This window comes from Streptomyces phaeolivaceus, from assembly GCF_009184865.1.
In the GTDB taxonomy this organism is placed as follows: Bacteria; Actinomycetota; Actinomycetes; order Streptomycetales; family Streptomycetaceae; genus Streptomyces; species Streptomyces phaeolivaceus.
The window spans coordinates 467,901-490,342 of record NZ_CP045096.1; the positions used below are offsets into that span (position 1 = coordinate 467,901).

The 22,442-nt window shown below is 71.9% G+C and carries 21 protein-coding genes and 4 pseudogenes; 18 read left to right on the top strand and 7 right to left on the bottom strand.

What is annotated here, in order from left to right:
• Nucleotide 1: 1 nt before the first annotated feature.
• Both F9278_RS02535 and F9278_RS02540 read left to right on the top strand, forming a co-directional pair.
• The gene (locus F9278_RS02535) at nt 2–1,042 is read left to right on the top strand and encodes an ABC transporter permease (protein WP_152166791.1); all 1,041 of its coding nucleotides are present in this window, start codon (nt 2–4) and stop codon (nt 1,040–1,042) included.
• Nucleotides 1,043–1,094: 52 nt separating this feature from the next.
• Entirely contained in the window at nt 1,095–1,799 is a 705-nt protein-coding gene (locus F9278_RS02540) for a FadR/GntR family transcriptional regulator (protein WP_152166792.1), read from the top strand.
• 39 nt (nt 1,800–1,838) lie between these two features.
• Here the strand turns inward: F9278_RS02540 and F9278_RS02545 are convergent, their stop codons facing one another.
• Both F9278_RS02545 and F9278_RS02550 read right to left on the bottom strand, forming a co-directional pair.
• Nucleotides 1,839–3,155, bottom strand: a complete 1,317-nt coding sequence (locus F9278_RS02545) for a phytase (protein WP_152166793.1) — start codon at nt 3,153–3,155, stop codon at nt 1,839–1,841.
• Between the two features lie 135 nt (nt 3,156–3,290).
• Nucleotides 3,291–4,598 (bottom strand): DUF418 domain-containing protein, encoded by a 1,308-nt coding sequence (locus tag F9278_RS02550; protein ID WP_152166794.1) that lies wholly within the window; start codon nt 4,596–4,598, stop codon nt 3,291–3,293.
• A gap of 192 nt (nt 4,599–4,790) precedes the next feature.
• Between F9278_RS02550 and F9278_RS02555 the strand changes: the two genes are divergently transcribed.
• The 3 genes from F9278_RS02555 to F9278_RS02565 are packed head-to-tail and all read left to right on the top strand — an operon-like array spanning nt 4,791 to nt 6,832.
• Nucleotides 4,791–5,522, top strand: coding sequence for a response regulator (locus F9278_RS02555; protein WP_226966599.1), 732 nt, complete (start codon nt 4,791–4,793; stop codon nt 5,520–5,522).
• On the top strand, nt 5,519–6,640 hold the full coding sequence (locus F9278_RS02560; protein WP_152166795.1) for a sensor histidine kinase: 1,122 nt from the start codon (nt 5,519–5,521) through the stop codon (nt 6,638–6,640). Before F9278_RS02555 ends, F9278_RS02560 begins: the two co-directional genes overlap by 4 nt.
• 12 nt (nt 6,641–6,652) lie before the next feature.
• On the top strand, nt 6,653–6,832 hold the full coding sequence (locus tag F9278_RS02565; protein ID WP_152173648.1) for a zinc-binding dehydrogenase: 180 nt from the start codon (nt 6,653–6,655) through the stop codon (nt 6,830–6,832).
• Between the two features lie 26 nt (nt 6,833–6,858).
• Here F9278_RS02565 and F9278_RS02570 read toward each other — a convergent pair.
• The 3 pseudogenes from F9278_RS02570 to F9278_RS02580 all read right to left on the bottom strand — a co-directional run.
• Nucleotides 6,859–7,608, bottom strand: a pseudogene (locus tag F9278_RS02570) (SGNH/GDSL hydrolase family protein); the annotation flags it as partial.
• A gap of 31 nt (nt 7,609–7,639) precedes the next feature.
• A pseudogene (locus tag F9278_RS02575) lies at nt 7,640–8,386 on the bottom strand (RNA-guided endonuclease InsQ/TnpB family protein); the annotation flags it as partial.
• Nucleotides 8,371–8,925, bottom strand: a pseudogene (locus F9278_RS02580) (winged helix-turn-helix transcriptional regulator); the annotation flags it as partial. The pseudogenes F9278_RS02580 and F9278_RS02575, both read right to left, overlap by 16 nt.
• Nucleotides 8,926–9,069: 144 nt before the next feature.
• Between F9278_RS02580 and F9278_RS02585 the strand changes: the two are divergent.
• Nucleotides 9,070–9,630: a SigE family RNA polymerase sigma factor gene (locus tag F9278_RS02585; protein WP_152166797.1), complete on the top strand. Its 561-nt coding sequence runs from the start codon at nt 9,070–9,072 to the stop codon at nt 9,628–9,630.
• Nucleotides 9,627–10,988 (top strand): outer membrane protein assembly factor BamB family protein, encoded by a 1,362-nt coding sequence (locus F9278_RS02590; protein WP_152166798.1) that lies wholly within the window; start codon nt 9,627–9,629, stop codon nt 10,986–10,988. The genes F9278_RS02585 and F9278_RS02590 overlap by 4 nt, the downstream gene beginning before the upstream one ends.
• Nucleotides 10,989–11,085: 97 nt before the next feature.
• Here F9278_RS02590 and F9278_RS02595 read toward each other — a convergent pair whose 3' ends face one another.
• Entirely contained in the window at nt 11,086–11,385 is a 300-nt protein-coding gene (locus tag F9278_RS02595) for a response regulator transcription factor (RefSeq protein WP_152166799.1), read from the bottom strand.
• A 252-nt stretch (nt 11,386–11,637) separates the two neighbouring features.
• Between F9278_RS02595 and F9278_RS02600 the strand changes: the two genes are divergently transcribed.
• From F9278_RS02600 to F9278_RS02640, 10 genes are all read left to right on the top strand, one after another.
• On the top strand, nt 11,638–12,327 hold the full coding sequence (locus tag F9278_RS02600; RefSeq protein WP_152166800.1) for a response regulator: 690 nt from the start codon (nt 11,638–11,640) through the stop codon (nt 12,325–12,327).
• A 151-nt stretch (nt 12,328–12,478) separates the two neighbouring features.
• Entirely contained in the window at nt 12,479–13,825 is a 1,347-nt protein-coding gene (locus F9278_RS02605; protein WP_226966600.1) for a sensor histidine kinase, read from the top strand.
• A gap of 220 nt (nt 13,826–14,045) precedes the next feature.
• Nucleotides 14,046–15,461 (top strand): phytoene desaturase family protein, encoded by a 1,416-nt coding sequence (locus F9278_RS02610; protein WP_152166801.1) that lies wholly within the window; start codon nt 14,046–14,048, stop codon nt 15,459–15,461.
• A gap of 187 nt (nt 15,462–15,648) precedes the next feature.
• Nucleotides 15,649–15,936, top strand: coding sequence for a hypothetical protein (locus F9278_RS02615; protein WP_226966601.1), 288 nt, complete (start codon nt 15,649–15,651; stop codon nt 15,934–15,936).
• 201 nt (nt 15,937–16,137) lie between these two features.
• Nucleotides 16,138–18,048, top strand: a complete 1,911-nt coding sequence (locus F9278_RS02620; RefSeq protein WP_226966602.1) for an alpha/beta fold hydrolase — start codon at nt 16,138–16,140, stop codon at nt 18,046–18,048.
• Nucleotides 18,045–18,710 (top strand): hypothetical protein, encoded by a 666-nt coding sequence (locus F9278_RS02625; protein WP_226966603.1) that lies wholly within the window; start codon nt 18,045–18,047, stop codon nt 18,708–18,710. The genes F9278_RS02620 and F9278_RS02625 overlap by 4 nt, the downstream gene beginning before the upstream one ends.
• Nucleotides 18,711–18,712: 2 nt before the next feature.
• Nucleotides 18,713–18,838 carry a hypothetical protein gene (locus F9278_RS48075; RefSeq protein ID WP_264300157.1) on the top strand — a complete coding sequence of 42 codons (126 nt, stop codon included), beginning with the start codon at nt 18,713–18,715 and terminating at the stop codon, nt 18,836–18,838.
• On the top strand, nt 18,835–20,670 hold the full coding sequence (locus F9278_RS02630) for an ABC transporter ATP-binding protein (protein WP_152166803.1): 1,836 nt from the start codon (nt 18,835–18,837) through the stop codon (nt 20,668–20,670). Before F9278_RS48075 ends, F9278_RS02630 begins: the two co-directional genes overlap by 4 nt.
• Nucleotides 20,671–20,703: 33 nt before the next feature.
• The gene (locus F9278_RS02635; protein ID WP_152166804.1) at nt 20,704–20,895 is read left to right on the top strand and encodes a hypothetical protein; all 192 of its coding nucleotides are present in this window, start codon (nt 20,704–20,706) and stop codon (nt 20,893–20,895) included.
• Entirely contained in the window at nt 20,892–21,737 is an 846-nt protein-coding gene (locus tag F9278_RS02640) for a class I SAM-dependent methyltransferase (RefSeq protein ID WP_152166805.1), read from the top strand. The genes F9278_RS02635 and F9278_RS02640 overlap by 4 nt, the downstream gene beginning before the upstream one ends.
• Before the next feature lie 75 nt (nt 21,738–21,812).
• Here the strand turns inward: F9278_RS02640 and F9278_RS02645 are convergent, their stop codons facing one another.
• Complete coding sequence (locus F9278_RS02645) at nt 21,813–22,208, bottom strand: GNAT family N-acetyltransferase (RefSeq protein ID WP_152166806.1); 396 nt, start codon at nt 22,206–22,208, stop codon at nt 21,813–21,815.
• 59 nt (nt 22,209–22,267) lie between these two features.
• On the opposite strand from F9278_RS02645, the pseudogene F9278_RS02650 reads away from it, so the two are divergent.
• Nucleotides 22,268–22,432 (top strand): annotated as a pseudogene (locus F9278_RS02650) (epimerase); the annotation flags it as partial.
• Nucleotides 22,433–22,442: the final 10 nt, after the last annotated feature.

Sequence of the window (22,442 nt, forward strand, 5' to 3'; positions counted from 1 at the left end):
CATGTCCGCCACCACTGATGTCACCGACCCCGCCACGAACGTGGCGCGGGAGACCCCCGGGGACACCCGCCGCGGGCTCGGCCTCGGTCGCTTCCGTGAACTGTCCCTGGTCCCGGCGATCCTCGTCCTGGGCCTGATCGGGTTCATCGTCTCGCCGGCCTTCCTCACCGCCGACAACCTCATCGGGGTGGCCCAGCAGTCCACCGAGCTGAGCCTGCTGGTGCTGGCCACCGCGCTGATCCTGATCTGCGGCCGGATGGACCTGTCCCTGGAGTCCACGATCGGCGTGGCGCCCGTCATCGCGGTCTGGCTGGTGCTGCCGACCAGCGGCGCCCGGTTCACCGGCCTCGGGCTGCTGCCCGAGTGGACGGCCGTACCGCTGTGTCTGCTGGTGGGCGTGGTGATCGGGGCCGTCAACGGGTTCCTGATCCTGAAGCTGCGGCTCAACGGCTTCATCGTCACCCTCGGCATGCTGACCATGCTGCGCGGCCTCCAAGTGGCGCTCTCCGAGGGCCAGTCCATCGTGGAACTGCCGTCCTCCTTCACCTACCTGGGCAAGGCGTCGTGGCTGGGGGTGCCGGCCGCGATCTGGATCTGTGTGGTGCTGTTCGCCCTCGGCGGCGGCGCGCTGGCCTATCTGCGGCACGGGCGGGCGCTGTACGCGATCGGCGGCAACGCGGAGGCGGCCCGCACGGCCGGTGTCCGGGTGGACCGGATCGTGTGGGCGGTGCTGATCCTCGGCAGTGTGCTGGCCGCGTTCGCCGGCATCCTCTACAGCGGGCACTACGGGTCCATCTCCGCCACCCAGGGCAGCGGCTGGATCTTCCAGGTGTTCGCCGCGACCGTCATCGGCGGGGTGAGCCTCAACGGCGGCAAGGGCTCGGTGTTCGGCGCGCTCACCGGTGTGCTGACGCTCCAACTCGTCGTGAACGTGATGACGTTGGCGGGTGTGCCACCGCTGTGGAACCAGTTCCTCAACGGCGCGATCATCATCGTCGCCCTGGTCATCTCCCGCTTCGCCTCGGGCGAGAAGCAGGAGTAGTCCCGGTGGGGCGGGCGGCCGAAGGACCCCGGTGGGCACAGGGAGGCACCTCGTGGCGCTGACGGACGAGGCGATGGACAAGATCAAGGCGATGATCGTGGCCGGTGAGCTGGCTCCGGGGTACCGCCTTCCCAAGGAGGAGAACCTCGCCGCCCAGCGAGGGCTGTCCCGCAGTTCGCTGCGGGAGGCGGTACGGGCGCTGACCGCGATGCGCATCCTGGTCACCCGGCAGGGCGACGGCACCTACGTCTCCAGTCTGGAGCCGCATCTGCTGCTGGAGTCGCTCTCCTTCGCCTCGGACGTCTCCCAGGGGCGGACGGCCCTGCAACTGCTCCAGGTACGGCGGCTGCTCGAACCCCAGGCGACCGGCGCGGCGGCGGCCCTGCTGACCGCCGGTGAACTGGACGAGCTGGGCGCGATCCTGGCCCGGTCGCGGGCCGCCGCCACGGTGGAGGAGTTCGTCGGCCACGACATCGCCTTCCATCTGCGGATCGTGGAGGCGGTCGGCAACCCGGTGCTGTCGATGCTGCTGCGGGTGCTGTCCACCCGCACCCAGCGGGCCCGGATCGTCCGGGGCACCCGCACCGAGCGGGCCGTGGAGCACGCGCACCGCGAGCACGAGGGGATCCTGCGCGCCCTGCGTGCCCGGGACGCCGCGCTGGCGGTGTCGGCGGCGACGGTCCATGTCGCCGCCGTGGAGCAGTGGATGGCGAACGGGCTCGTCGAGGAGGATCCCCTCTGCGCGGCCGAGCGCTGACCGCGCGGAGGGGCGACCTTCTCGGTGGGCGGACCGCGCTCACATGTCGGTGGTGTCCACCAGCTCGCCGAGATCGACGAACTTGAAGCCGGTGCCCGTGCGGGTGCCGCCCTCGCCGTCCGGGACCTCGGGCGTCTCGTGGCCGTCCTGGACGACGAGCAGACCGCGCGGATAGCGGCGGCCCAGGGGGGCGTTGAGGACTGCGGCGCCGTCGCACTCCTCCACGCTGTCGAGGGTCGGCGAGGCGGCGCCGATACGGAAGCCGCCCTCGTACTCGTTGCCCTCGCCGACCTCGCGGTCGTACAGGGCGAAGGTGTTGTCGCCCTGGCTGGAGGCCAGCAAGTAGCCGTCCCCGTCCCGCTCCTGATAGATCGTCAGGCCCTCGACGTCGGCCGAGAGCCGCTTCCCGCCGTAGCCGGGGTCGGCGCCCGGCGCGCACTCCTCGGTCTCCTCGTCGTAGGTGCCGGGGACGCCGTACTCCTTGGTCCGGTCGACCAGGACCGGCTTGCCGGTGAGGTCGGCGCGCAGCCGCCAGATGCCGATGTCCTCCTGTCCGGCGTAGAGGGTGCCGGTGGCGGGGTCGACGACCATGCCCTCGACCTGCGGGAGTTCACCGGGTTCGCCGCAGGGGCTCCAGGTGCTGCCGTCGGGCAGCCGGAAGGAGGACGGCAGGTCGAGGGTGCGGATCGTGCGGTAGCCGACCTTGCCGTGGGCGGCCGGGAGGAGTTCGAGCAGGGCGAGACGGGTGCGCTCGCGCCGGCTGACCAGGGCGTAGGCGCGGCCGGTGGCCCTGTCCGTCCAGGTGGCGAGGCCGTACGCGGTGCGCTGGTCGTTGATCTCGGCCTGGTCTGCGGAGAAGACGGGGGCGGCGGCCGGGTCGGTGATGTCGGTGAGCGGGCCGTTCCCGCGGGTGGGGTCGATGCGGTAGATCCGCAGCCGGTCGTTGCCCCGGTCGCTGACCACCGCCACGTCGGCGCGGCCCGCCGAGGTGCGCAGACCGGTGACGAGGTCGACGTTGTTGTAGCGGCCGGGGGCGTCGTCCTCGGTCGGCGGCTTCGGCGGGGCCACCGACTGCACCGGGCGGGCGTCCAGGTCGTAGACGCGCAGCCCGCCCTCCTTGGCGGTGGCGACGACGAGACTGCGGCCGGGGTCGGCGGGGTTGCGCCAGATCGCCGGGTCGTCGGCGTCGGAGTCGCCGCCCGCCTCGTCGTCGTACAGCGGGGCCGACTCGCTCTTCGCGGTCACCGTCGGGAGGGCGGACGTACCCGCTCCCGCCGGGGAGGCCGCCAGAAAAGTGGTCAGCGCGGTGCCCGAGGCGAGAAGGGCGACTCTTCGAGCAGTGCGGGGCGTTCTCACACGCGCTCCCTTGAGGGGTAGTCGATTGTCGGGGACATGCAGATGGTGCGGAGTGAAGCTTGCGCGCAGACGGACGGGAGCTGTCCACGCGGTCGTGGTGAAGTGGCCGTGAATTGGCTGAAGTTCGCCCGGTCGTCACCTGATGAGGCGCGCCGGACGGGTGCAGACGTGCAGCAGATGCTCCAGGGGGCCACGGCGGAAGCGGTGGGTCCAGGCGGTGGCGAGCACCATCGCGACCAGGAGATGGAGGAAGAGGCCGACGAGGGCCGGACCGGTCTCGTCCTCCATGCCGAACTCCCGGACGGCGAGGATGTGCAGCACATACGCGGTCAGGGCCGTCATGCCGACGGCGCGCACGGGGGTGGCGGGACGGGCGAGGCGCGGCAGCCGGTCCACGGCCGTCACACAGCCGATCACGACCAGCAGCGCGACCCCGGTGTTGCCGAGGACGGAGAAGGTCGTCTGGCTGTGCGGCGCGCCCACCAGGAGCCAGGCCGCCGGGGTGTCGTCGACGAGATACCCGACCGTGTCGGACCACCAGGCCGAGGCCGCCCCGTCGCCGTCGGTGGCGGCTGCCACGGTCGCCCGCGCGTCCGGGACGAGACGCAGGGCCAGCCAGGAGCCGCCGTAGCCGAGGACGGCCAACGCGCCTCCGGTCAGGGCGAGTCGGGTGCGGATCACGCTCCGGGTGAGGTCGAGGCGGGCCACCGCCATCCCCGCCAGCATGAACGACGCCCAGGTGAGCACGGGGTATTCGCCGGTGAACAGCAGTTCCACAAAGCCGTCCGTGTCGCTGACCCGGGCCAGCGGGTCGGCGGCGACGAGGGCGTCCGCCCAGTCGCCGTTCTCGATCGACAGCCGTACCCCGTGGAGAAGTTGGGGCATGGTGAGCGCGGTCGCGGCGGCGAGGAGCGCGAGTGTCCGGGCCCGCAGCCGGTACAGCGGGAGCACGGCGAGGAAGGTCAGCCCGTAGAAGGCGAGGATCACGTCCACGTCGGTGTCGAGCGCGGTCAGGGCGAAGCCGAGGGCGATCAGGACGAGGGAGCGGATGACCATCCGGGTCACCGCCTGGCGTCCGGCGCGCCCGGTGCGGGGCTGCGGGCGGCCGGTGATCAGGACGAGGGTGAAGCCGGCGAGCAGCGCGAACAGCGCGGAGGAGCGGCCCCGCGCCAGCTCCATGGCGAAGCCGAGCGGCCCGCCGTCCGCCGGGTCGGGGCCGACATGGGCGGCGTACATTCCGAAGACCGCGAGCCCCCGGGCGAGATCGATGCCGACCAGCCGCCCGGCGGCGGGGCCCTCGGGGCCCGGGGCGGCGAGGGAAGGGGCGGCGGGGGAAGAGGCCGTGGAGGAAGAGGCCGCAGGGGAAGAGGCCGCGGGGGAAGAGGCCGCGGGGGTGCGGGTGGACGGCTTGGCCGACAGGTCCGACGACGTGTCTGGTGTCATGGCCTTCAGCGTCGGGGGCGCGGGGGGCGCATCGCCATCCGGCGGGTGACCGGTGAGGTCCCCGCCGGTCGGCCGGAGTCGTCCCCGCCAGGTGACCGGAAACCGGGAGAAAGGGGAACCCGGCGGCGACTTCGGACGTCGTAGCGGTTCCAGGAGAAGGCCAGTGGTGGTCCGACGACGGGCGGGGCACAGGTGATCCGGGTACTGGTGGTCGACGACGAGGCCCTGATCCGTACGGGCTTCGAGCACATCCTCAACTCCGCCGACGACATCGACGTGGTGGCGGCGGTCCCCGGCGGCCGGGCCGTCCGGGCCGTGCGCGAACTGCGCCCCGAGGTCGTCCTGTTGGACATCCGGATGCCGGACGTGGACGGGCTGACCGTCCTCGCCGAACTCAGGAGACTCCCCCGGCCTCCCGTGGTGGCCATGCTCACCACCTTCGACATGGACGAGTATGTGGCCGCCGCCCTGCGCTCGGGAGCCGCCGGGTTCCTCCTCAAGGACACCGATCCGGAGCAACTTCCCTATCTCGTACGCACTTTGGCGGCGGGCGGGGTCGTCCTGTCGTCCGGGGTGACCCGGACCGTGGTCGACGGGTATCTGGACAACGGGCCCCGGGAGGCCGCCGTACGACTCGTGGACCGGCTGACCGAACGGGAACGGGACGTGCTGGTCCTCATCACGGAGGGGCTGTCCAACACCGACATCGCCGACCGGATGCATCTGAGCACGGGGACGGTGAAGGACCATGTGAGCGCGCTCCTCACCAAGTTGGAGGTGGGCAGCCGGGTGCAGGCGGCGCTGCTGGCCGAACGGGCGGGCCTGCTCAGGCCGTCGCGCCCGCTCGACGAAGGACACTTCCTCGACGACGGGCACTCGCCCGGCGGCGGGCGCTCCCTCGGCGGCGGACGGGAGGGCCGATGAGGCCTCCGACCCGCACCCCGCACGGGCCGGCGAGGGACGCCCTGCTCGTGGCGGCCTCGCTGCTGGACGTGTGGATCCACGACGTGGGCACCCACCACCCCGGGGAACTGGCCGCCGCCCTGCTCGCGGCCTGCGCGCTCCTGACGCGTCGCCGTCTCCCCCTGGCAGCCTTCCTTCTCACTCTGCCGACCGCCCTGTTCACGGACGCGGTGTTCGCCACGCTGGTGGCTCTGTACACGCTCGCCTCGCGCACCCACCACCGGGTGCCGCTGGCCGTGTGCGCGCTGGCGTTCGCCGTCTGCGATCTCACCTGGTGGTCGTGGCCGTCACCGGAGTTCACCGATCTCGACGACCGCCAGGGCCTGATCCCGCTGTCCTACAGCGTGGCGCAGGCGACCGCGCCCCTCTTTCTCGGGCAGCTCGTCCAGGCCCGCCGGGAGCTGTCGTTGCGGCTGGTGGAGGTCTCGGAGGCGAAGGAGCACGAGCGGCTGCTGCTCGCGCAGGGCGTCCTGGCGAAGGAACGCGCCCAGCTGGCCCGGGAGATGCACGACGCCGTCTCCCACCAGGTCAGTCTGATCGCCGTGCGTGCCGGGGCCCTCCAGGTCGGCAGCCGGGATCCGGACGTGAAGGAGGCGGCGGCCACGATCCGGCTGCTGAGCGTGCAGACGCTGGACGAGCTGCGGCACATGGTCGGCATACTGCGCGCCTCCGGCAGCCGCCCCACCGAGCTGACCCCGCAGCCCTCGCTGGCCGACCTCGAACGACTGGTCACCGGCAGCGGCATCGAGACCGACCTGCGCACGGACCTGCCCGCCGACCTCCCGCCGCCCGTCCAGCGTGCCGTGTACCGGACGGTGCAGGAGGCCCTCACCAACATCCGCAAGCACGCTCCCGGCGCCACGGCCACCGTCCGCGTCCGGCAGCGCGACGGCACCCTCCGCGCGACCGTCACCAACACGGCGCCGAGCCGCCCGGCCCTCTCCCTCCCGGGCGCGCACCACGGCCTGATCGGTCTGCGTCAGCGCGCCGAACTCCTCGGCGGAACCGTCACGTCCAGGCATCTGCGGGACGGGGGTTACGAACTGCGGCTGGAGCTGCCGGTCGACGGCCCACAATGAGCCGCCCCGGGGCTGGTCAGCGGCACGGACCACCGGGACCATCCTGAGTACGCCGGCCCGCGCGCCCGCCCGTCCGCCCGCGGCGCGCTCACTCCGGTCATCGACCGCGTCTACCCCTTGGAGGAGGCTGCCGCCGCCGTCCGGCACCTGGAGTCGGGGCATCCCCGGGGCAAGCTGGTCGTCACGATCTGACCGCCCGCCGGACGCGGCCGTCGGGTTCAGCCGGTGTCGCGGTCGCAGGAGAGGCCGGCGATGTCCACCGCGTCGGCCATGGCCCCCATCCCGGTGTCGTTGGGGTGCAGATGGTCGCCGTTGTCGAAGAACGGCAGGATGTGCTCGTGGTCGTAGGGGCTGCGCAGGATCCGGTCGAAGTCCGCCACGGCGTCGAACTCGCCGCCGTCGCGGATGAACGCGTTGACCTCCCGTCGTACGGCCTCGGCCGCCGCGTCCCCCTCGTACCAGCCCTTGAAGGGCCCGATCGTGGCCCCGACCACGCACACACCCTCGGCGTGGGCGCGGTCGATGATCCGGCGGTAGCCGTCGATCAGGTCCTCGGCCGTGACACCGGTGTGGGCCTTGATGTCGTTGACGCCCTCGAAGAGGAGGACCGTGCGGACACCGGGGTGGGAGAGCACGTCCCGGTCGAGGCGGTGGAGGGCGCTCTGTCCGGCCCCGTCGGCGAGGACCTTGTTGCCGGAGATCCCCTCGTTGGCCACGCCCTCGATGTCCGTGCCGGGGTCGGCCCGCAGACGGCGGGCCAGACAGTCGGGCCAGCGGCGGTTCCTGTCGGCGGTGGACTGCCGGCCGTCGGTGATGGAGTCGCCCAGGGCGACGACCGCGCCGACGTCCGACGCCGTGCGTACGGTGACGGCGTCCAGGTAGAACCAGGACCCGGTGGTCCCGGTCCAGTTCTCGGCGCTCTCCTCCGCCGTGTGGTCGCCGGTGGTGGCGTAGGAAGTCTGCGTGACTCCTCCCCCGGCTGGAGCCGGGGGCTTCTCGCTATGCCGGGTCGGCGTTGCGACGGACCAGCCCGGCCCGTAGAACGTTGGTGGCTGCCACGGTGTCGGCGTGGGCGGTGTGGCCACAGGCGACGCAGTGAAACTCTTCCTGGGTGGGCCGGTTCTCCTTGGCGGTGTGCCCGCATTCGGGGCAGGTGCGGGAGGTGTTGCGGGGGTCCACGGCGATCACTTCCCGTCCGGCGCTCTCAGCCTTGGCGTGCAGGATCGTCAGGAACACCCCCCAACCGGCGTCGTTGATCGATGCGTTGAGCCCGGCCTGCGCGGCGGCCCCGTTGGGCAGGAACGCGCCCGGCTGATCGGGGTCGGGCTTCGGTGCGGGGGCCTTGCTCATGTTGCGGATAATGAGGTCTTCGTGCGCGATGACGTCGTGTGCGCGGACCAGGCCGAGGGCGGTTCTGTGCGCGTGGTCGAGGCGCTGACGCCGTACCTTGGCGTGGAGCTGGGCGGCCTTGTCCACCGCGCGCTGGTGATTACCGGTACGGCCGGTGGCCTTGCGGCGAGGGAACCGGGACAGGGCCTGCCGCGCGGCTTCGAGTTTCACGGCGGCCTTCCGCCCGTGGCGCGGGTTGGGCACGAAAGCGCCGTTCGAGTCGGCGAGGAAGTTCGCGATGCCCAGGTCGATGCCGGCCATGCTGCCGGTCGCGGGCAGCGGTTCGGGCTGGTCCTGCTCGACGCTGAGCACGGCGAACCGCTTACGGCCTTCGCGTTTCACCGACAGTCCAGGAACGGGGAGTACCGCACCATGCCCTCGGCGCGGTCCACATCACCGGAGACGGCGATCCCCACGCCCCGCACCGCGACACCCGACTCCTCGGCCTCGGCGCGCAGTTCGAGTACGAGGTCGCTCAGGGCGGCGAGTACGGCAGCGGGGCGCCGGTCGTCGAGCGGGGCGTGCCGGGCGATCCTGATCCGGCAGCACAGATCGGTGAGTACGGCGATGACCTCGTCGCCCGTCACCTTGACCCCGATGAACAGCGCCCGACCGCCGTGGACCCGCACGGGATTGGCGGGCCGCCCGAGCACCGGCCTCGGCTCCCCGCTCCCGTCCCCCGCCCCGCTCCCGTCCCCCGCCCCGCTCCCGTCCTCCAGCAGATGGCCCGTCTCGATCAACGGCCGTACCGCCTTGGTCACCGCCGCCGGCGACAGGCCGGCCCGCCGCGCGATCTCCGCCCGGGTGACCGGGCCGTGGGAGAGCACGATGGTGAAGATCTGGGCGACGGCCGGCGTACGGGTCGGGAACGCCTCCGAGAAGGGGGGTGGACGCATGTCCGGGAACGTACGACCACTTATTTTCTGTGGTGAATAAAAGAAGCAGGATCGGGTGAGCCGCTGTTCGAGGAATCTCGCGCACCGAGGGATAGCCACGCCCGTGCCATCGCGTCGTGATGATTGTCAAGAAGGGGAGGGTTGATGAAGGCGTCGATTCACGACGAGTTCCGGGAGTTCGTAGCGATGCGCTCCACCGCGCTGCTGCGACTCGCGGTACTGCTCACCGGCGGGGACCGGCATGCCGCGGAGGACCTGCTGCAGATCGCGCTGATGAAGGCCTACGGGCGCTGGGCACAGATCGAGCAGCCCGAGGCGTACGTCCGTCAGGTCCTGTACCGCCAGCAGGTCAGCCGGTGGCGGCTGCGCCGGCATCGCGCCGAGACGACCGTGCCCGTCCTGCCCGACACCGGCACGGAGACGGGCGCCGAGTCGGACACCGAGCTGCGGATCGCGCTGTGGGCGGCGCTCGGCCGTCTGACGAAGCGGCAGCGGGCCGTGGTCGTGCTGCGCTACTTCGAGGATCTGCCGGAGGCCGAGGTCGCGGCGCTGCTGGGTTGCCCGGTCGGCACGGTCCGCAGTACGGCGTACCGGTCGCTGGCCAAGCTCAGGGCGCTCGTACCGGAGTTGGGGCCGGACGGGCCGGAGGGGCCCAAGGAGCAGGGGCAGCCGCTGAGTTACACGGTGAAGGGGGTCCGGGGATGACATCGGAGCGGGTGGAGGAGAAGGTCCGGGAGACGCTGCACGCGGTCGCCCTGGACCGGGTGCGGGCGCCGGGGGACCTGGCGGAGCGGGTGGTGCGACGGCGCGGCCGACGCCGTTTCGCGCAGGCCGCGGGGGCGGCCATGGCGGTCGCCGCGATCGGCGTCGGGACGGTGTTCGGGCTCGGGGGCGGCGGTGCGGTGGACCAGGACCGGCCGGTGCGGCCCGCGGTGTCGCCGGAGGGCTGGCAGCCGTGGCGGAGCGACGGGGACGGGGCCGCCGAGCGGGGCTGTCTGGTGGACGGTTCCGCGCTGTACTGCGCCGGGTCCGAGTACGACGCCGCGAAGTTCGACGCCAACACCGGCGAGCGGCTGTGGACGGTCGAGGTCAACGGCGAGGGCAACGGGCCCGACCACCCGTTCGCCGTGCGCGACGGCGTGCTCTACGGCTACCGCAACCACACCGCCGACAAGCAGCCGAACGGGGACTACGCGGGCGGTACCGACCTGATGGCGGTGAACACCGACACCGGCAAGAGGCTGTGGTCGGTGGAGATGGCGCACGACAACCGCGACGACCAGTCCGCCCTGCTCATCGACGGCGCGATCCTGGCCAACACCCCGACGGATCGCACGATGACGGCCCTCGATCCGCTGACCGGTGCGGAGAAGTGGCGCCACACCTGGGGCAAGGGCATCTGGTGCGACCGGGCGGTGCTGAGCGGGGTGCCCTACCTTCTGTGCACGCCGGAGACCAAGAAGTCCGGCGACACCGACGTCTTCCGTCTCGACCCCGTCACCGGCAGTGCCGAGAAGGTCACGACCCTCCCCGGCCGGCACCAGATCGCCGGGACCCTGGAAGACCGGCTGGTCCTGATGGCGTCGGCGGACGCGGACAGCCCGACCTCCGGGGACCTGCTGCTGACCCTCCTCGACGGCACCGGTGAACGGATCTCGCACCCGTACCGGATCGACGGACCGGTGGCCAACTCGGACGTCATCGGTGATCTGCTGATCACCGTGGACTGGACGGGCGAGGTCACCGCCCACTCACTGACCACGGCGAAGACCCTGTGGAGCAGTCCGGTGGGCTTCGAGATGCCCGACCAGGACAGCGTCGACGGCATCGCCACTCCCGTGGTGTCGGAGGAGCAGGGGGTCGTGTACTTCCTCAATCCGGCCGGGGACCTGTCCGGTCTCGCTCTGGGCACGGGCGAGCGGGTCTGGCGCGGTCACGTCGACCTGGGCGCGTCCGGGTCGGGCGGGTACGGGGGTCGGCCCCAACTCCTGCTCTACGGCGATGCGTTGATCGCCGGAGAGGGCGGCAGGCTCGTCTCCGTGCTGCCACGGATCGCCGACTGACGGATCGCCGACCGGCCGAAGGCGTCACGGATCGGCACCACCGCGCGAGTGCCCCGGACCGAACCCGGCCCGGGGCACTCGCTCACGCGCTCGCGCGCTACGCGACACCGACGGGCTGCGCCCGGACCCCGCTCCGCCCCGTCAAACGGAACGTTTCCTCCAAGCGGTCGGCCCGATCCGCCCGCAGCGCGAGGACCCCGGCACGCAGGGCGGTCACGATCAGATGCGTACGGTTCCTCGCGCACAGCTTCTCCCGGAGGCTGCGCATGTGGGAGGCCACCGTGCGGGGTGAGATCGACAGCCGCCGCGACATGTCCGCGTCCGACAGACCGTGGGCTGCCAGAAGGAGGATCTCCAGTTCCCGGGCGCTGAGTCGGCCGGAGCTGTCCACTGTCATGGGTGCCTGCCTTGTTCGGAGGGGGTCGGTGACCCGTGTGTCGTCCGTGTGCTGCGCTGTGACTCTTTCGTGACACCCGGGCCCCGGCCATCGACCGTTCGACCGATACCCGGCGGTAGTCATCGGCCGATCGGCCTCGGTCCATCCGCCCGCCGCGGATCTTTCGCCGGGAAAGCGCCAACCGTCCGTTTCGGCAGGGCGGTTCGGCCGCCGGCTTCCGCGGTCCGCCGGACCGGCCGGATGATCCATGGCATGCTCGGCCGCGTGAGCCGCACCCCCACGCGCGTGATGATTGCCGACGATCAGGATCTGGTCCGGGCCGGTTTCCGACTCATCCTCGACGCCCAGGAGGGCATCGAGGTGGTCGGGGAGGCCGCCGACGGGCTCGCGTGCGTGGAGTTGGCGCGCACGCTGCGGCCGGACGTGTGTCTGGTGGACGTCCGGATGCCGAAGCTGGACGGGCTGGAGGTGACCCGGCTGCTGGCCGGACCGGGGGCCACGCACCCGACCCAGGTCGTCGTGGTCACCAGCTTCGACCAGGACGACTACCTCAACATCGCGCTGCGCAACGGCGCTTGCGGCTTCCTGCTGAAGGACGCCGCGCCCGCGCTGCTGATCGAGGCGGTGCGGGCGGCGGCGCGCGGTGACGCGCTGGTCTCGCCCGGGGTGACGGTCCGGCTGCTCAAGCAGCTGGAGGAGCGGTCGTCGGTACCGGCGGACGGCACCGGCGTGCCCGAATCCTCGCTCAGCACAAGGGAGTTGGATGTCGCCCGGCTGGTCGCGGTGGGCCGCACCAACCAGGAGATCAGCGACGAGCTGTGTCTGTCCCTGTCCACCGTGAAGACTCATCTGGGCCACATCCACCACAAGCTCGGCGTACGCAACCGCGTCGAGGTCGCCGCGTGGGCCTGGGCCAACGGGACCGTGCGCACGGCGCGTTGAACGCCGTCGTGCGTACCGCAGGTCGAACGGAATCGTGCGGGTCGCGCGTCGGTGGTGACTGCATGAACATCTCATGGTCGATCTGTGTCACTGCCCACAGAACGACGCACCGCCTGCAAGCGAGGCATGTCCATGCCTAACCTGCACTTCCATGACCACTTCGTCACTCGCGGCACTCTCGGCACGAGCGACCCAGCCACACCACCACGGCCGACCCCGGTCACCCGTGCGGCGGCTGAGCCACCAGACCCTGTACCCGGCGCTGGGCGTGCTGTGGCTGCTCGACGTGGGCATCATCGTGTCGCAGCAGCGGGGCCCCCTGGACTGGCTGCCGCTGGTGACGGGCCCGGTCGCCCTGGCGCTGGTGCTGGTGCCCGACGCCCGGCTGAGCATCACCTGGCGTACCGGCCTGTGCGCGGTCCTCTCGACGACGGTGACGCTGGGCACCTCCCTGATGGGGTGGGCCATGCCCGAATGGGGGCTGCTGGAGACGGCGTGCATGCTGGTCCTGCTCGCCCGCACCTGCCGCAATGTGGACCGGCCCCGTGTCGCCCTCGCCCTGGCCGCCTCGATGGGGGCCAGCGTCATCGACGAGCCCCTGCGCACCGGGGGCACGGGAATCACCCTCACCTACCCGTTCCTGCTGACGTTCGCGGTCGGCGGGGCCGTCGGCACGGGCTGCTATCTGCGCACGCTGGACGCCCGGCGCCGTCGTACGATCGCCGCCGTACGGCTCGCCGAGCGGATCCAACTCGCCCGGGAACTGCATGACTTCGTCGCCCACCATGTGACGGGCATCATCGCGCAGGCGCATGCCGCCGGGGTGATCCACGAGAGCGCGCCCCAGCAGGTCGGCCCCATCCTCACCAATATCGCGGAGGCCGGGCAGCGGACCATGGACTCCATGCGCCGGCTGATCCGGGTGCTGCGCGAGGACGGCGAGCAGACCGTCATCGAGCGCCCGGAGGAGCCGTACGCCGAACTCACCAAACTGGTCTCGGCGTTCAGCGGCCAGGGGGACGGTTCGACCGCGCAGCTGGAGATCACCGGAGCCGCCCGGCGCAGCGGTCTGCTGCCCGAGGTGGGCTCCGCGGCGCATCGTGTGGTGCAGGAGGCGCTGACCAACGTACGGCGGCACGCGCCGGGCAGTCAGGCGACCGTGCGCGTCCATCGCACCCGTGACGATCTGCTCCGGGTCGACGTGTACAACGCCGGGTCCGCGCGGAGTGTCTCGCGGCCCACCGGCGGACGCGGCGGCTACGGCCTGATCGGGCTGCGCGAGCGGGCGGAGGCGGTCGGCGGCTCCCTGACGGCGGGTCCCGCCGACGACGGCGGCTGGTGGCTCATCGCCCATTTCCCGGTCCTCACGGAGGCCGTGCCGGAAAGCGCCGAGGATGCGTCCGGATCGGTGCCGTCGCCGCGTCGGCCGTCCGGCCGCCACGCGAAGCCGAACACGCACACGGAGCCCGAACCGGACATGAGTTGGGACGCGGGATAGCGGGGACCGGGCGCGGGTCGGGACGGTGCGGGGCGGGAATTAGGCAATTCTGCGAATCGCGCCGGGACGGCCCACCCTCTAACGTCGGAGTCGCAAAGGCGCCGGGGCGGCCTTCTCTCGTCCCGCAGAGTGGTGAATCGGCCCGGACCGGGCCCTTTCCGGGGCCCGTTCCACCGCTTTCCCGTTCTCCCGTACGCCTCCCAGGAGACCCAGGAGCCCTATGAGTACGGCGGTAGTGGTGGGCAGCGGTCCGAACGGTCTCGCCGCCGCCGTGTTCCTCGCCCGGGAGGGCCTGGACGTCACCGTGCTGGAGGCCGCCGACACCATCGGCGGCGGCACCCGCACCAGTGAACTGACCCCGGGTCTGCTGCACGACCACTGCTCCGCGACCCATCCCATGGCCGTCGGCTCGCCGTTCCTGCGGAGCCTCGACCTCGGCCGCCACGGACTCGTCTGGCGGCTGCCGGACATCGACTGCGTCCATCCGCTGGACTCGGGGGAGGCCGGGGTCCTGCACCGGTCGGTGCGGGAGACCGCCGAAGGCCTCGGTGAGCGCGACGGCCGCGGTTGGCGGCGGGTGTTCGGGCCGCTCGCGGAGGGCTACGACGCGCTGGCCGAGGATCTGATGAGGCCGCTCGCGCATGTGCCGCGCCATCCGCTGCGGCTGGCGGCGTTCGGCCCGCGGGCCCTGCTGCCCGCCGCCGTGGTGGCCCGGCGATGGCGGACCGAGAGCGCCCGCGCCCTCTTCGCCGGGGTGGCCGCGCACGCGTTCCGCCCGTTCGACCGGCCGGCGAGCGCCGCGGTCGGGCTGACGATCATCGCCGCCGGTCACCGGCACGGCTGGCCGGTGGCGGCGGGCGGCTCCCGGGCGATCGCCGACGCGCTCGCGGCCCGACTCACCGAGTTCGGCGGCCGGATCGAGACCGGGGTGCGGGTGCGCTCGCTCGCCGATCTGCCGCCGGCGGACGTGGTCATGTTCGACCTCGCCCCGCGCGCGGTCGCCGACGTCCTGGGCGACCGGCTGCCGCGGCGGGTGGCCCGCGCCTATCGCCGCTACCGGCACGGACCCGGCGCGTTCAAGGTCGACTTCGCCGTCCAGGACGGGGTGCCCTGGAGCAACGAGGCGGCCCGCCGGGCGGGCACCGTGCACCTCGGCGGGAACTACGCGGAGGTCGCCGCCGGCGAACGGGCGATCCACGAAGGGCGCATGCCCGAGCGGCCGTTCGTCCTCGTCGGGCAGCAGTACCTGGCCGATCCCGGGCGCTCCAAGGGCGACATCCACCCGGTCTGGACGTACGCGCACGTCCCGCACGGCTACGACGGCGACGCCACGGCGGCGGTCGTCGCCCAGATCGAACGGTTCGCCCCCGGATTCCGTGAACGAATCCTGGACCGGGCCGTCCGCCCGCCCTCAGGGTTCGAGGAGTACAACCCGAACTACGTCGGCGGTGACATCGTCGCCGGGGCGAACACCGCCTTCCAGCTCGTGATGCGCCCGCGTGCCGCGCTCGACCCCTACAGCACGGGCGTACCCGGTATGTACATCTGCTCGGCGGCCACACCACCCGGAGCCGGCGCGCACGGAATGTGCGGTGCGAACGCGGCGGCGTCGGCATTGCGCGGGCTTCGCCGGTAATCACCTTTCACGAAAGGCCCGGACCGCATGGTCCGGGCCTTTTTCCGTGTCGCCCGCACCCTGAGAATCCCCCTCTGGAATTCGGTAATTTTCTGGATGTGAAGCCACCGCGGGTGCCCGTAGTGTTCTTTCTCGAAGGGCACGGAAAAAGGTTCCCCGAAGCCCTCGGAACGAAAGGGAAAAGCGAATGAGCAGCATTGCGAAGGCGATGGACCGGATGGACCTCCCCGTGGAGGGTGTCATCCTCGCGTCCGCCCGTCCGACCCTCGGTACCCCGCGCATCGGCCGGGTGAACGGCGCCAACGCCCTCAACGCGCTCGCCGCCCTGGGCGACCTGGCGCAGGTCGCCGGCGGTGTCGGCCAGGTGGTCGGCGCGGCCAGCGCGGTCGAGGCCAACAACGCCGCGGTGGACGCCAACAACGCCGTGGCGAACGCCGCGAACGCCCAGGCCGCGGCGGTCGGCGGCACCGTCTGATCGGAGCCGGACGGCCACGCTCCCCGCGGCTGACCCGAATCGATCGAGTACGCGCATGAAAACTGCCGGGCCAGAGGTGTGTTCTGGCCCGGCAGTGTGCCCTGAGGCAAAAAATCGCAACCAGAGGCTACCACGAAAGAGGGGCCCGTGAAATTCAGCGGAATAATTCCGGCGGTCGTTCCGGGAAGGATCACCTCGGCGGTGTTCGGACCGGCTCCGGTCGCCCGGGATCGTGCCATCGGCATGTCCGAGCGGCTGGCCGCCGTGTCCAGCCTGCAGTCCTCCCTGGAGTACCTGACCCAGCGCAAGGACATCGAGAAGGGCGGCATGAACGACTGGGAGGTCGCCCGGCAGTACCTGGCCGGAGCCGGCCCCGTGACGCGCCGTCTGGTCGACGGTGTCAGCGGCGTGCGTACCACGACCGCCCTGCACCTCGCCCGCTCCGCCGTGTCCCTCGCCATGCTGCTGCCCGGCGACTCCCGCTGGCGCGGCGCCGGCAACGTCTTCCTCGGCGCGTCGTCCGCGCTGCTGTCACCGCGTCACCACTACGGCGGCGACGGCTCCGACCAGGTGGCCACGCTGGTCCAGCTGGCCACCGGCGCGGCCCGGCTGGCCCCCTCGCCCGCGGCCAAGGACGCGCTGCTGTGGTACGCCTCGCTCCAGGCCGGCATGGCCTACGCGGTGTCCGGCTGGGTCAAGCTCTTCGGCAAGCCCTGGCGGGACGCGTCCGCGCTCGGCGGCGTGATGCGCACCCGTACGTACGGGCACGAGGGCCTGCACCGGTGGACCTGCGAGCACCCGAGGACCGCCAAGGCGCTGACCCACGGTGTGCTGGCCCTGGAGTGCCTGTTCCCGCTCGTCTACGCCCGCGGCGGCAAGCTCACCCGCTCCATGATCACCAGTGCCGCCGCCTTCCATGTGGCCAACGGCTACTTCATGGGTCTCAGCAGGTTCGTGACCGCCTTCCCCGCGTTCCACCCGCTGGTCGCCTACACGGCCACCCCCCGCTCCCACCCGACCGTCGCCGGCCGTGACGACCGTGCGCTGACCGCCGCGGTCGTCGCGCTCGCGGGCGGCACCGCCGCTGCCGCCGCCACCGTCGTTCGACGACGCCTGCGCACCACCGAGGGCTGGCACACCTCCCGGACGCTGACCACCCGGAGCAAGAACCTGCTCCAGTACGAGGAGTACTCGCCGGGCGCCCCCGACCAGCCGGTGGTCGTGCTCGCCGGTGGACTGCTGTCGACCAGCGAGCACTACGCGTGGATCGCGGAGCGCCTGTGCCACGAGACCCGGTACGGGGTGGTCACCTACGCCCGCGCCGGATACGCCGGCAGCCGCCGCCGGGCCACCACCGGATTCCGGCTGTCGGAGTCCGTGCGGGACCTCGTCGACCTGGTGAACGGGGCCGTCGCCCCGGGCCGCAAGGTGATCCTCGTCGGCCACTCCATCGGCGGCGAGCTGGCCCGCCGCGCCGCCCGCCACCTGGGCGACCGGGTCCAGGGCATCGTCTACCTCGACTCCTCCCACCCCGGCCAGTTCAGCAGCGGGCTGGGCGCGAGCGAGAAGGGGCTGGCCGGCAACTTCGCGAGCGTCGGCCGGGCGCTGCGGCTGGGCACCGGCATCCTCCTCACCCGTCCGGTGTGGATCAACGAACTGCCGTACGCCTACCGGAAGAAGGTCTTCGCGCAGTACGCGGACGCCCGTATGTGGGAAGCCGCGCGCCGCGAATGGAAGGCGATCCGGGCCGACTTCACGTCCTTCACCGGCGCCCTCGCCCGCGTCGAGGGGGTGCCCGCGCTGGTGGTCTCCGCCCAGCGGACCGTGGACCGCAACCCCGAACAGCTGCTGCTGCACGGGGAGTTGGCCGAGGCGCACGTCGGCGCGCGCACCGAGAGCGTGGTCATCGAGGGTGCCACCCACGAGACGATGCTGATCACCAGCCGCTACGCGAACCAGGTGACGGACCGGATCATCGCGTTCTTCGACGGCCAGGACCGCCGCTCCACCACCGCCACCACCTCCACCTCCTCCTCCACGTCCACCACCGCCACGGCCTCCTCCGCCTCTCGTCCCGGCCGTCCCGTCGCCCGGAAGGAGGCCGCCCGATGAGCTCCCTGCCACGTCTGCGGCTGAGGAACGCGCTCACCGGAGAGGGTGCCGCCTGGCGGATCGCCGGAGCGGCGGTGCTGCTGCTCACCCTCGCCGGCCAGCACCCCCACCACGACTTCAGCCGGGTCCGGTCCCGGGACCACTTCTCGCTCCTGCCGAACTGGCGGTTCTTCGCACCGCATCCCGCCATGTTCGACTACCACTTCCTGTACCGCACGGTCTCCGGCGACGGCTCCGCCTCCACCTGGCGCGATGCCAGCGGCATCGTGGACCGCAAGCCGCTCCACCTGATCTGGTTCCCGACCCGCCGCGCCGACAAGTCCGTCTTCGACGCGTGCCAGGAGATCCTGCCGCGCCTCGACCAGGGCTTCGCCTCCGCCGCCCACACCCCCGGCTACCGTCTGATCACCGAGCACGTACGCACCCGTATCGCGGCCGAGGACACACCGGTCGGCGATGTCAGGGGCTTCCAGTTCGCCCTGGCCTCCGGCACCGGCTACGACACCCGTCAGGGCCCCCGACTGATGTTCGTCTCGCCCTTCGTGCCGCTCGACCCGCACGCGCCCGGCACACCGCTCACCCCGGCCGTCCCGGCCGACGTGGCCGACGCCACCGGCCCGTCCCCCGCGTCCACCTCCGCCCGTGCCGAAGCGAGGGCCTGACGATGAGTTTCGACAACCCCTTCCTCCTCAGCGGCCTCGCGCTGATGGGACTCGGCCTGATCAGGGCGGCCCTGCTGTACGTCCAGGTCGTCCGCGCGCGCAAGCATGACGGGAGTGACTCCGAGTGAGCCCCGTCGGCACGCGGCCCCCGACCAGGCCGCGGGCCGTCCACCGGGCGGTCCCGCAGCTCCATCTGCATCTGCTGTGGGGCAAGGGGGCCAAGCCCTGGCGGGCGCTCGGCCGGCATCGCGGGCTCATCGGACTCGGCATCCTGCTGGGCCTGTTGGGCGCCGCGGCCTCCCTGGCGCAGCCCGCGGTCATCGGCGCGCTGGTCGCCACCGTCGAGCAGCGGCAGCCGGTGACCGAGCCCATCCTGATCGCCGCGGTCCTGTTCCTCGCCGACGCCGTCCTCGGCGCCCTCCACTCGTACGTCATCGGGCTGGCCGGGGAGAACATCGTCTACGACATCCGCAGCAACCTCGCCTCCCGGCTGCTACGTTCCCGGTTCCGGGCGTACAGCGGCTGGAAGCAGGGCGATGTGTTCGCCCGGATGGTCAGCGACACGCTTCTCGCCCGCACCACGATGACGCACGCCATCGACAGCATCATCCAGAACGGGTTCCTGGTCGTCGGCGGTATCGCGTTGATGGCCTGGGTGGACGAGGTGCTGCTGCTGGCCACCCTGGGCTGTCTCGGTGTCACCAGTGTCATCTCGCTGTGGCTGGCGCGCGGGGTGCGGAAGGTGTCGATCACCAACCAGACCGACACCGGGAACTTCGGGTCCGCGCTGATGCGGGTGCTCGGCGCGATGCCGACCGTGAAGGCGTCCCGGGCCGAGACCCGGGAGGCGGAGGGCATCGCGGACATCGCCAAACAGGCCCGCAAGTCCGGGATCAAGGTGACGGTGCTGTCGTCGCTGCTCGACCCGACGATGAGCATCGGCACCCAGCTCGCGCTCACCGTCGTCATCGCCCTGGGCGCGGCACGCAGCGCGACGGGCCAGATGAGCGCCGCCGACCTGACGGCGTTCATCCTCTATCTGTTCTATCTGGTGGCCCCGCTGCTGACGCTGTTCACGTCGATCGCGCAGTTCCAGGTCGGCCGGGCGTCGATCGACCGCCTCGCCGAGCTGGGCCGGATCGAGGTGGAGGGCGACCGGGCGACGGAGCCCCCGGCCGAGCGCAGGCGCGGCACGCGTGTCTCCCGGGGCGCGTACGACAGCGGTCTCGTCTTCGACAAGGTGACGTTCGCCTACCCCGGGACCGAGAAGGTCGTCCTCGACGATGTCTCCTTCAAGGTCCCCGCCACCGGGCTGACCGCCGTGGTCGGGCCGTCCGGCGCCGGCAAGAGCACCGTCTTCCAGCTGATCGAGCGGCTCTTCGACCCGGTGTCCGGGGCGATCCGCATCGACGGCACGAACATCACGGACATGCCGCTGAACCAGCTCCGGTCCGTCGTCGGCTACGTCGACCAGGACCACACCCTGCTGCGCGGCACCGTCCGGGAGAACCTCACCTACAGCGCCCCGGACGCCGGTGACAAGGACATCGCCGAGGCGCTGCGCATGGCCAACCTGACCGAGGTGATCGCCGCGCTGCCGCACGGCCTCGACACCGAACTCGGCGACCGGGGCGCCGGTCTGTCGGGTGGTCAGCGCCAACGCCTCGCCATCGCCCGGACGTTGCTGCAGGCACCCCGGTTCCTGCTGCTGGACGAGGCCACCGCCAACCTCGACAGCGAGTCGGAGAACGCGCTGCGCGACAGCATCACCATGATCTCCGACTTCTGCGCGGTCATCGCCATCGCCCACCGGCTGTCCACCGTCACCGAGGCCCGGCGGATCGTCGTCCTCGACCGGGGCGAGGTGCACGCGATCGGCACCCACGACGAACTGCACCGGCACAGCGACCTCTACCGCCGCCTCGCCCGGCTCCAGTCGCTCAGCGACGTGGCGTCCTGACCCGAGTACCGGAGTTACCGACAGGAGAGTGTGATGAACGATTTCCTGCTGATCCCGTTCGTGGTGGCCCTCGGCATCGTCGGCTTCCTGATCACCACCCGGGCCGTCAGTACCCCCGCCGTCATCGGCGTCGCCCTGGTGGTGCTGCTCGGCGCCTGTGCCCAGGCCAGACGGAGCACCCATCCGAGGCCCACCCCGCCCAAGAAACGGAGGCAGCACCCATGAGCACCCCGACCGAACCGACGACCCGCACCGGCCCGACACCGTCCACCGGCCCCACGACGGGCACCGGTCCGACCACGGGCGGCATCATCGACGACATCGGCTACGGCCGGCAGTTCGACGACTGGTACCACCGGCTCTTCCCCGACGACGCGTCCGTGACCGCCGAGGTCGAACGGCTGGTCTCCCTCCACCCCGATCCGGCCTCGGGCACCGTCGAGTTCGGTGTCGGCAACGGGCGGATCGCGCTCCCGCTGTCCCGCCGCGTCGGCCCGATCACCGGCGTCGACTGCTCCCCGGAGATGCTGGGCCTGCTGCGCCGCGACCGCACCGCCGACACCCCCGTGGAGCCCGTGCACGGCGACATCCGCGCCTACACCGCCGACCGCACGGTGGGGCTCGTGTACGCGATCTGCGCCACCCTGTCGATGCTGCTGACCCCGCAGGAGCAGCGGCGGGCCGTGCGGTGCGCCGCCGATCTGCTGTCCCCCGGCGGCAGGTTCGTCGTGGAGACCCACAACAAGCCGGCGATCCTCGCCCTGCACGAAGGGCGGGCCCGCACCACGTACTTCACGCCGTACCCGGAGCCAGGCACCGGTCTGCAGAGCCATTCCCTGCTGCTGCCCGAGGGGTCGCTGTGGCATCTCTCGCACGTCTGGTACGAGTCCGACGGCACCACCAGGGTCGGCACCGAGGTCTCCCGGCTGACCGCCCCGGAGGAGTTCGACGCGTACGCCCGTGCCGCCGGCCTCGTCCCCGAGAGCCGCTTCGGCGACTGGCCCGCCGACGCGGCCCCCTACTCCCCGGACTCCCCGCTGGCCATCTGCACCTACGTCAAGCCTTGACCGCCCGGCACAGGAAGGGGGCCGGGACATCTCCCCGGCCCCCTCACCGGTCCCCGGCCGTATCACGTCCGGTGGTCACAGGGCGATCAGCCCGGCCGCGGTCTCCTTGAACCCACAGGCGTCGAAGTAGAACGGCCGCAGCCGCTCCTCGAAGTCGACGTGCAGCCACGCGCATCCGGCTGCACGGGCCCCCTCGACCGCGCTCGCGATCAACGCGGCACCGACCCCTCGGGTCCGGCGGTGCCGTGCCACCACCGTGTCCAGCACGAAGGCGTGCGCCCCGCCGTCCCAGGCGATGTTGACGAAGCCGATCAACGCCTCGTCCTCCCGTGCGCAGACCCAGCCGAGGCTGTGCCGCTCCAGCCGTTCCCGCCACGGGGTCCGGCCGACCGGGTGTCCGAAGCCCTCGGCGTGCAGGGCGTTGAGGTCGGCGTCGGCGAAGTCGCCCCGCCACTCGTATGCGATGGTCACTCCCCGACAGTAGGCTCCACACCTCAATTGAACATGTTCAAAACTAGGGTTGGGACGGGGCCCGGGTGGATTCGGCACGGGTGGTCGGCGAGGCGGTCGCCGCCGCCGTACGCCCCCCGCGCGTCTGGCTCCAGATGAGTACGACGACGGTCTACGCCCACCGCTTCGACACGGCGCACGACGAGGCGACCGGGGTGATCGGCGGTTCGGAGGCCGGGGTGCCGCCCGGAGGCT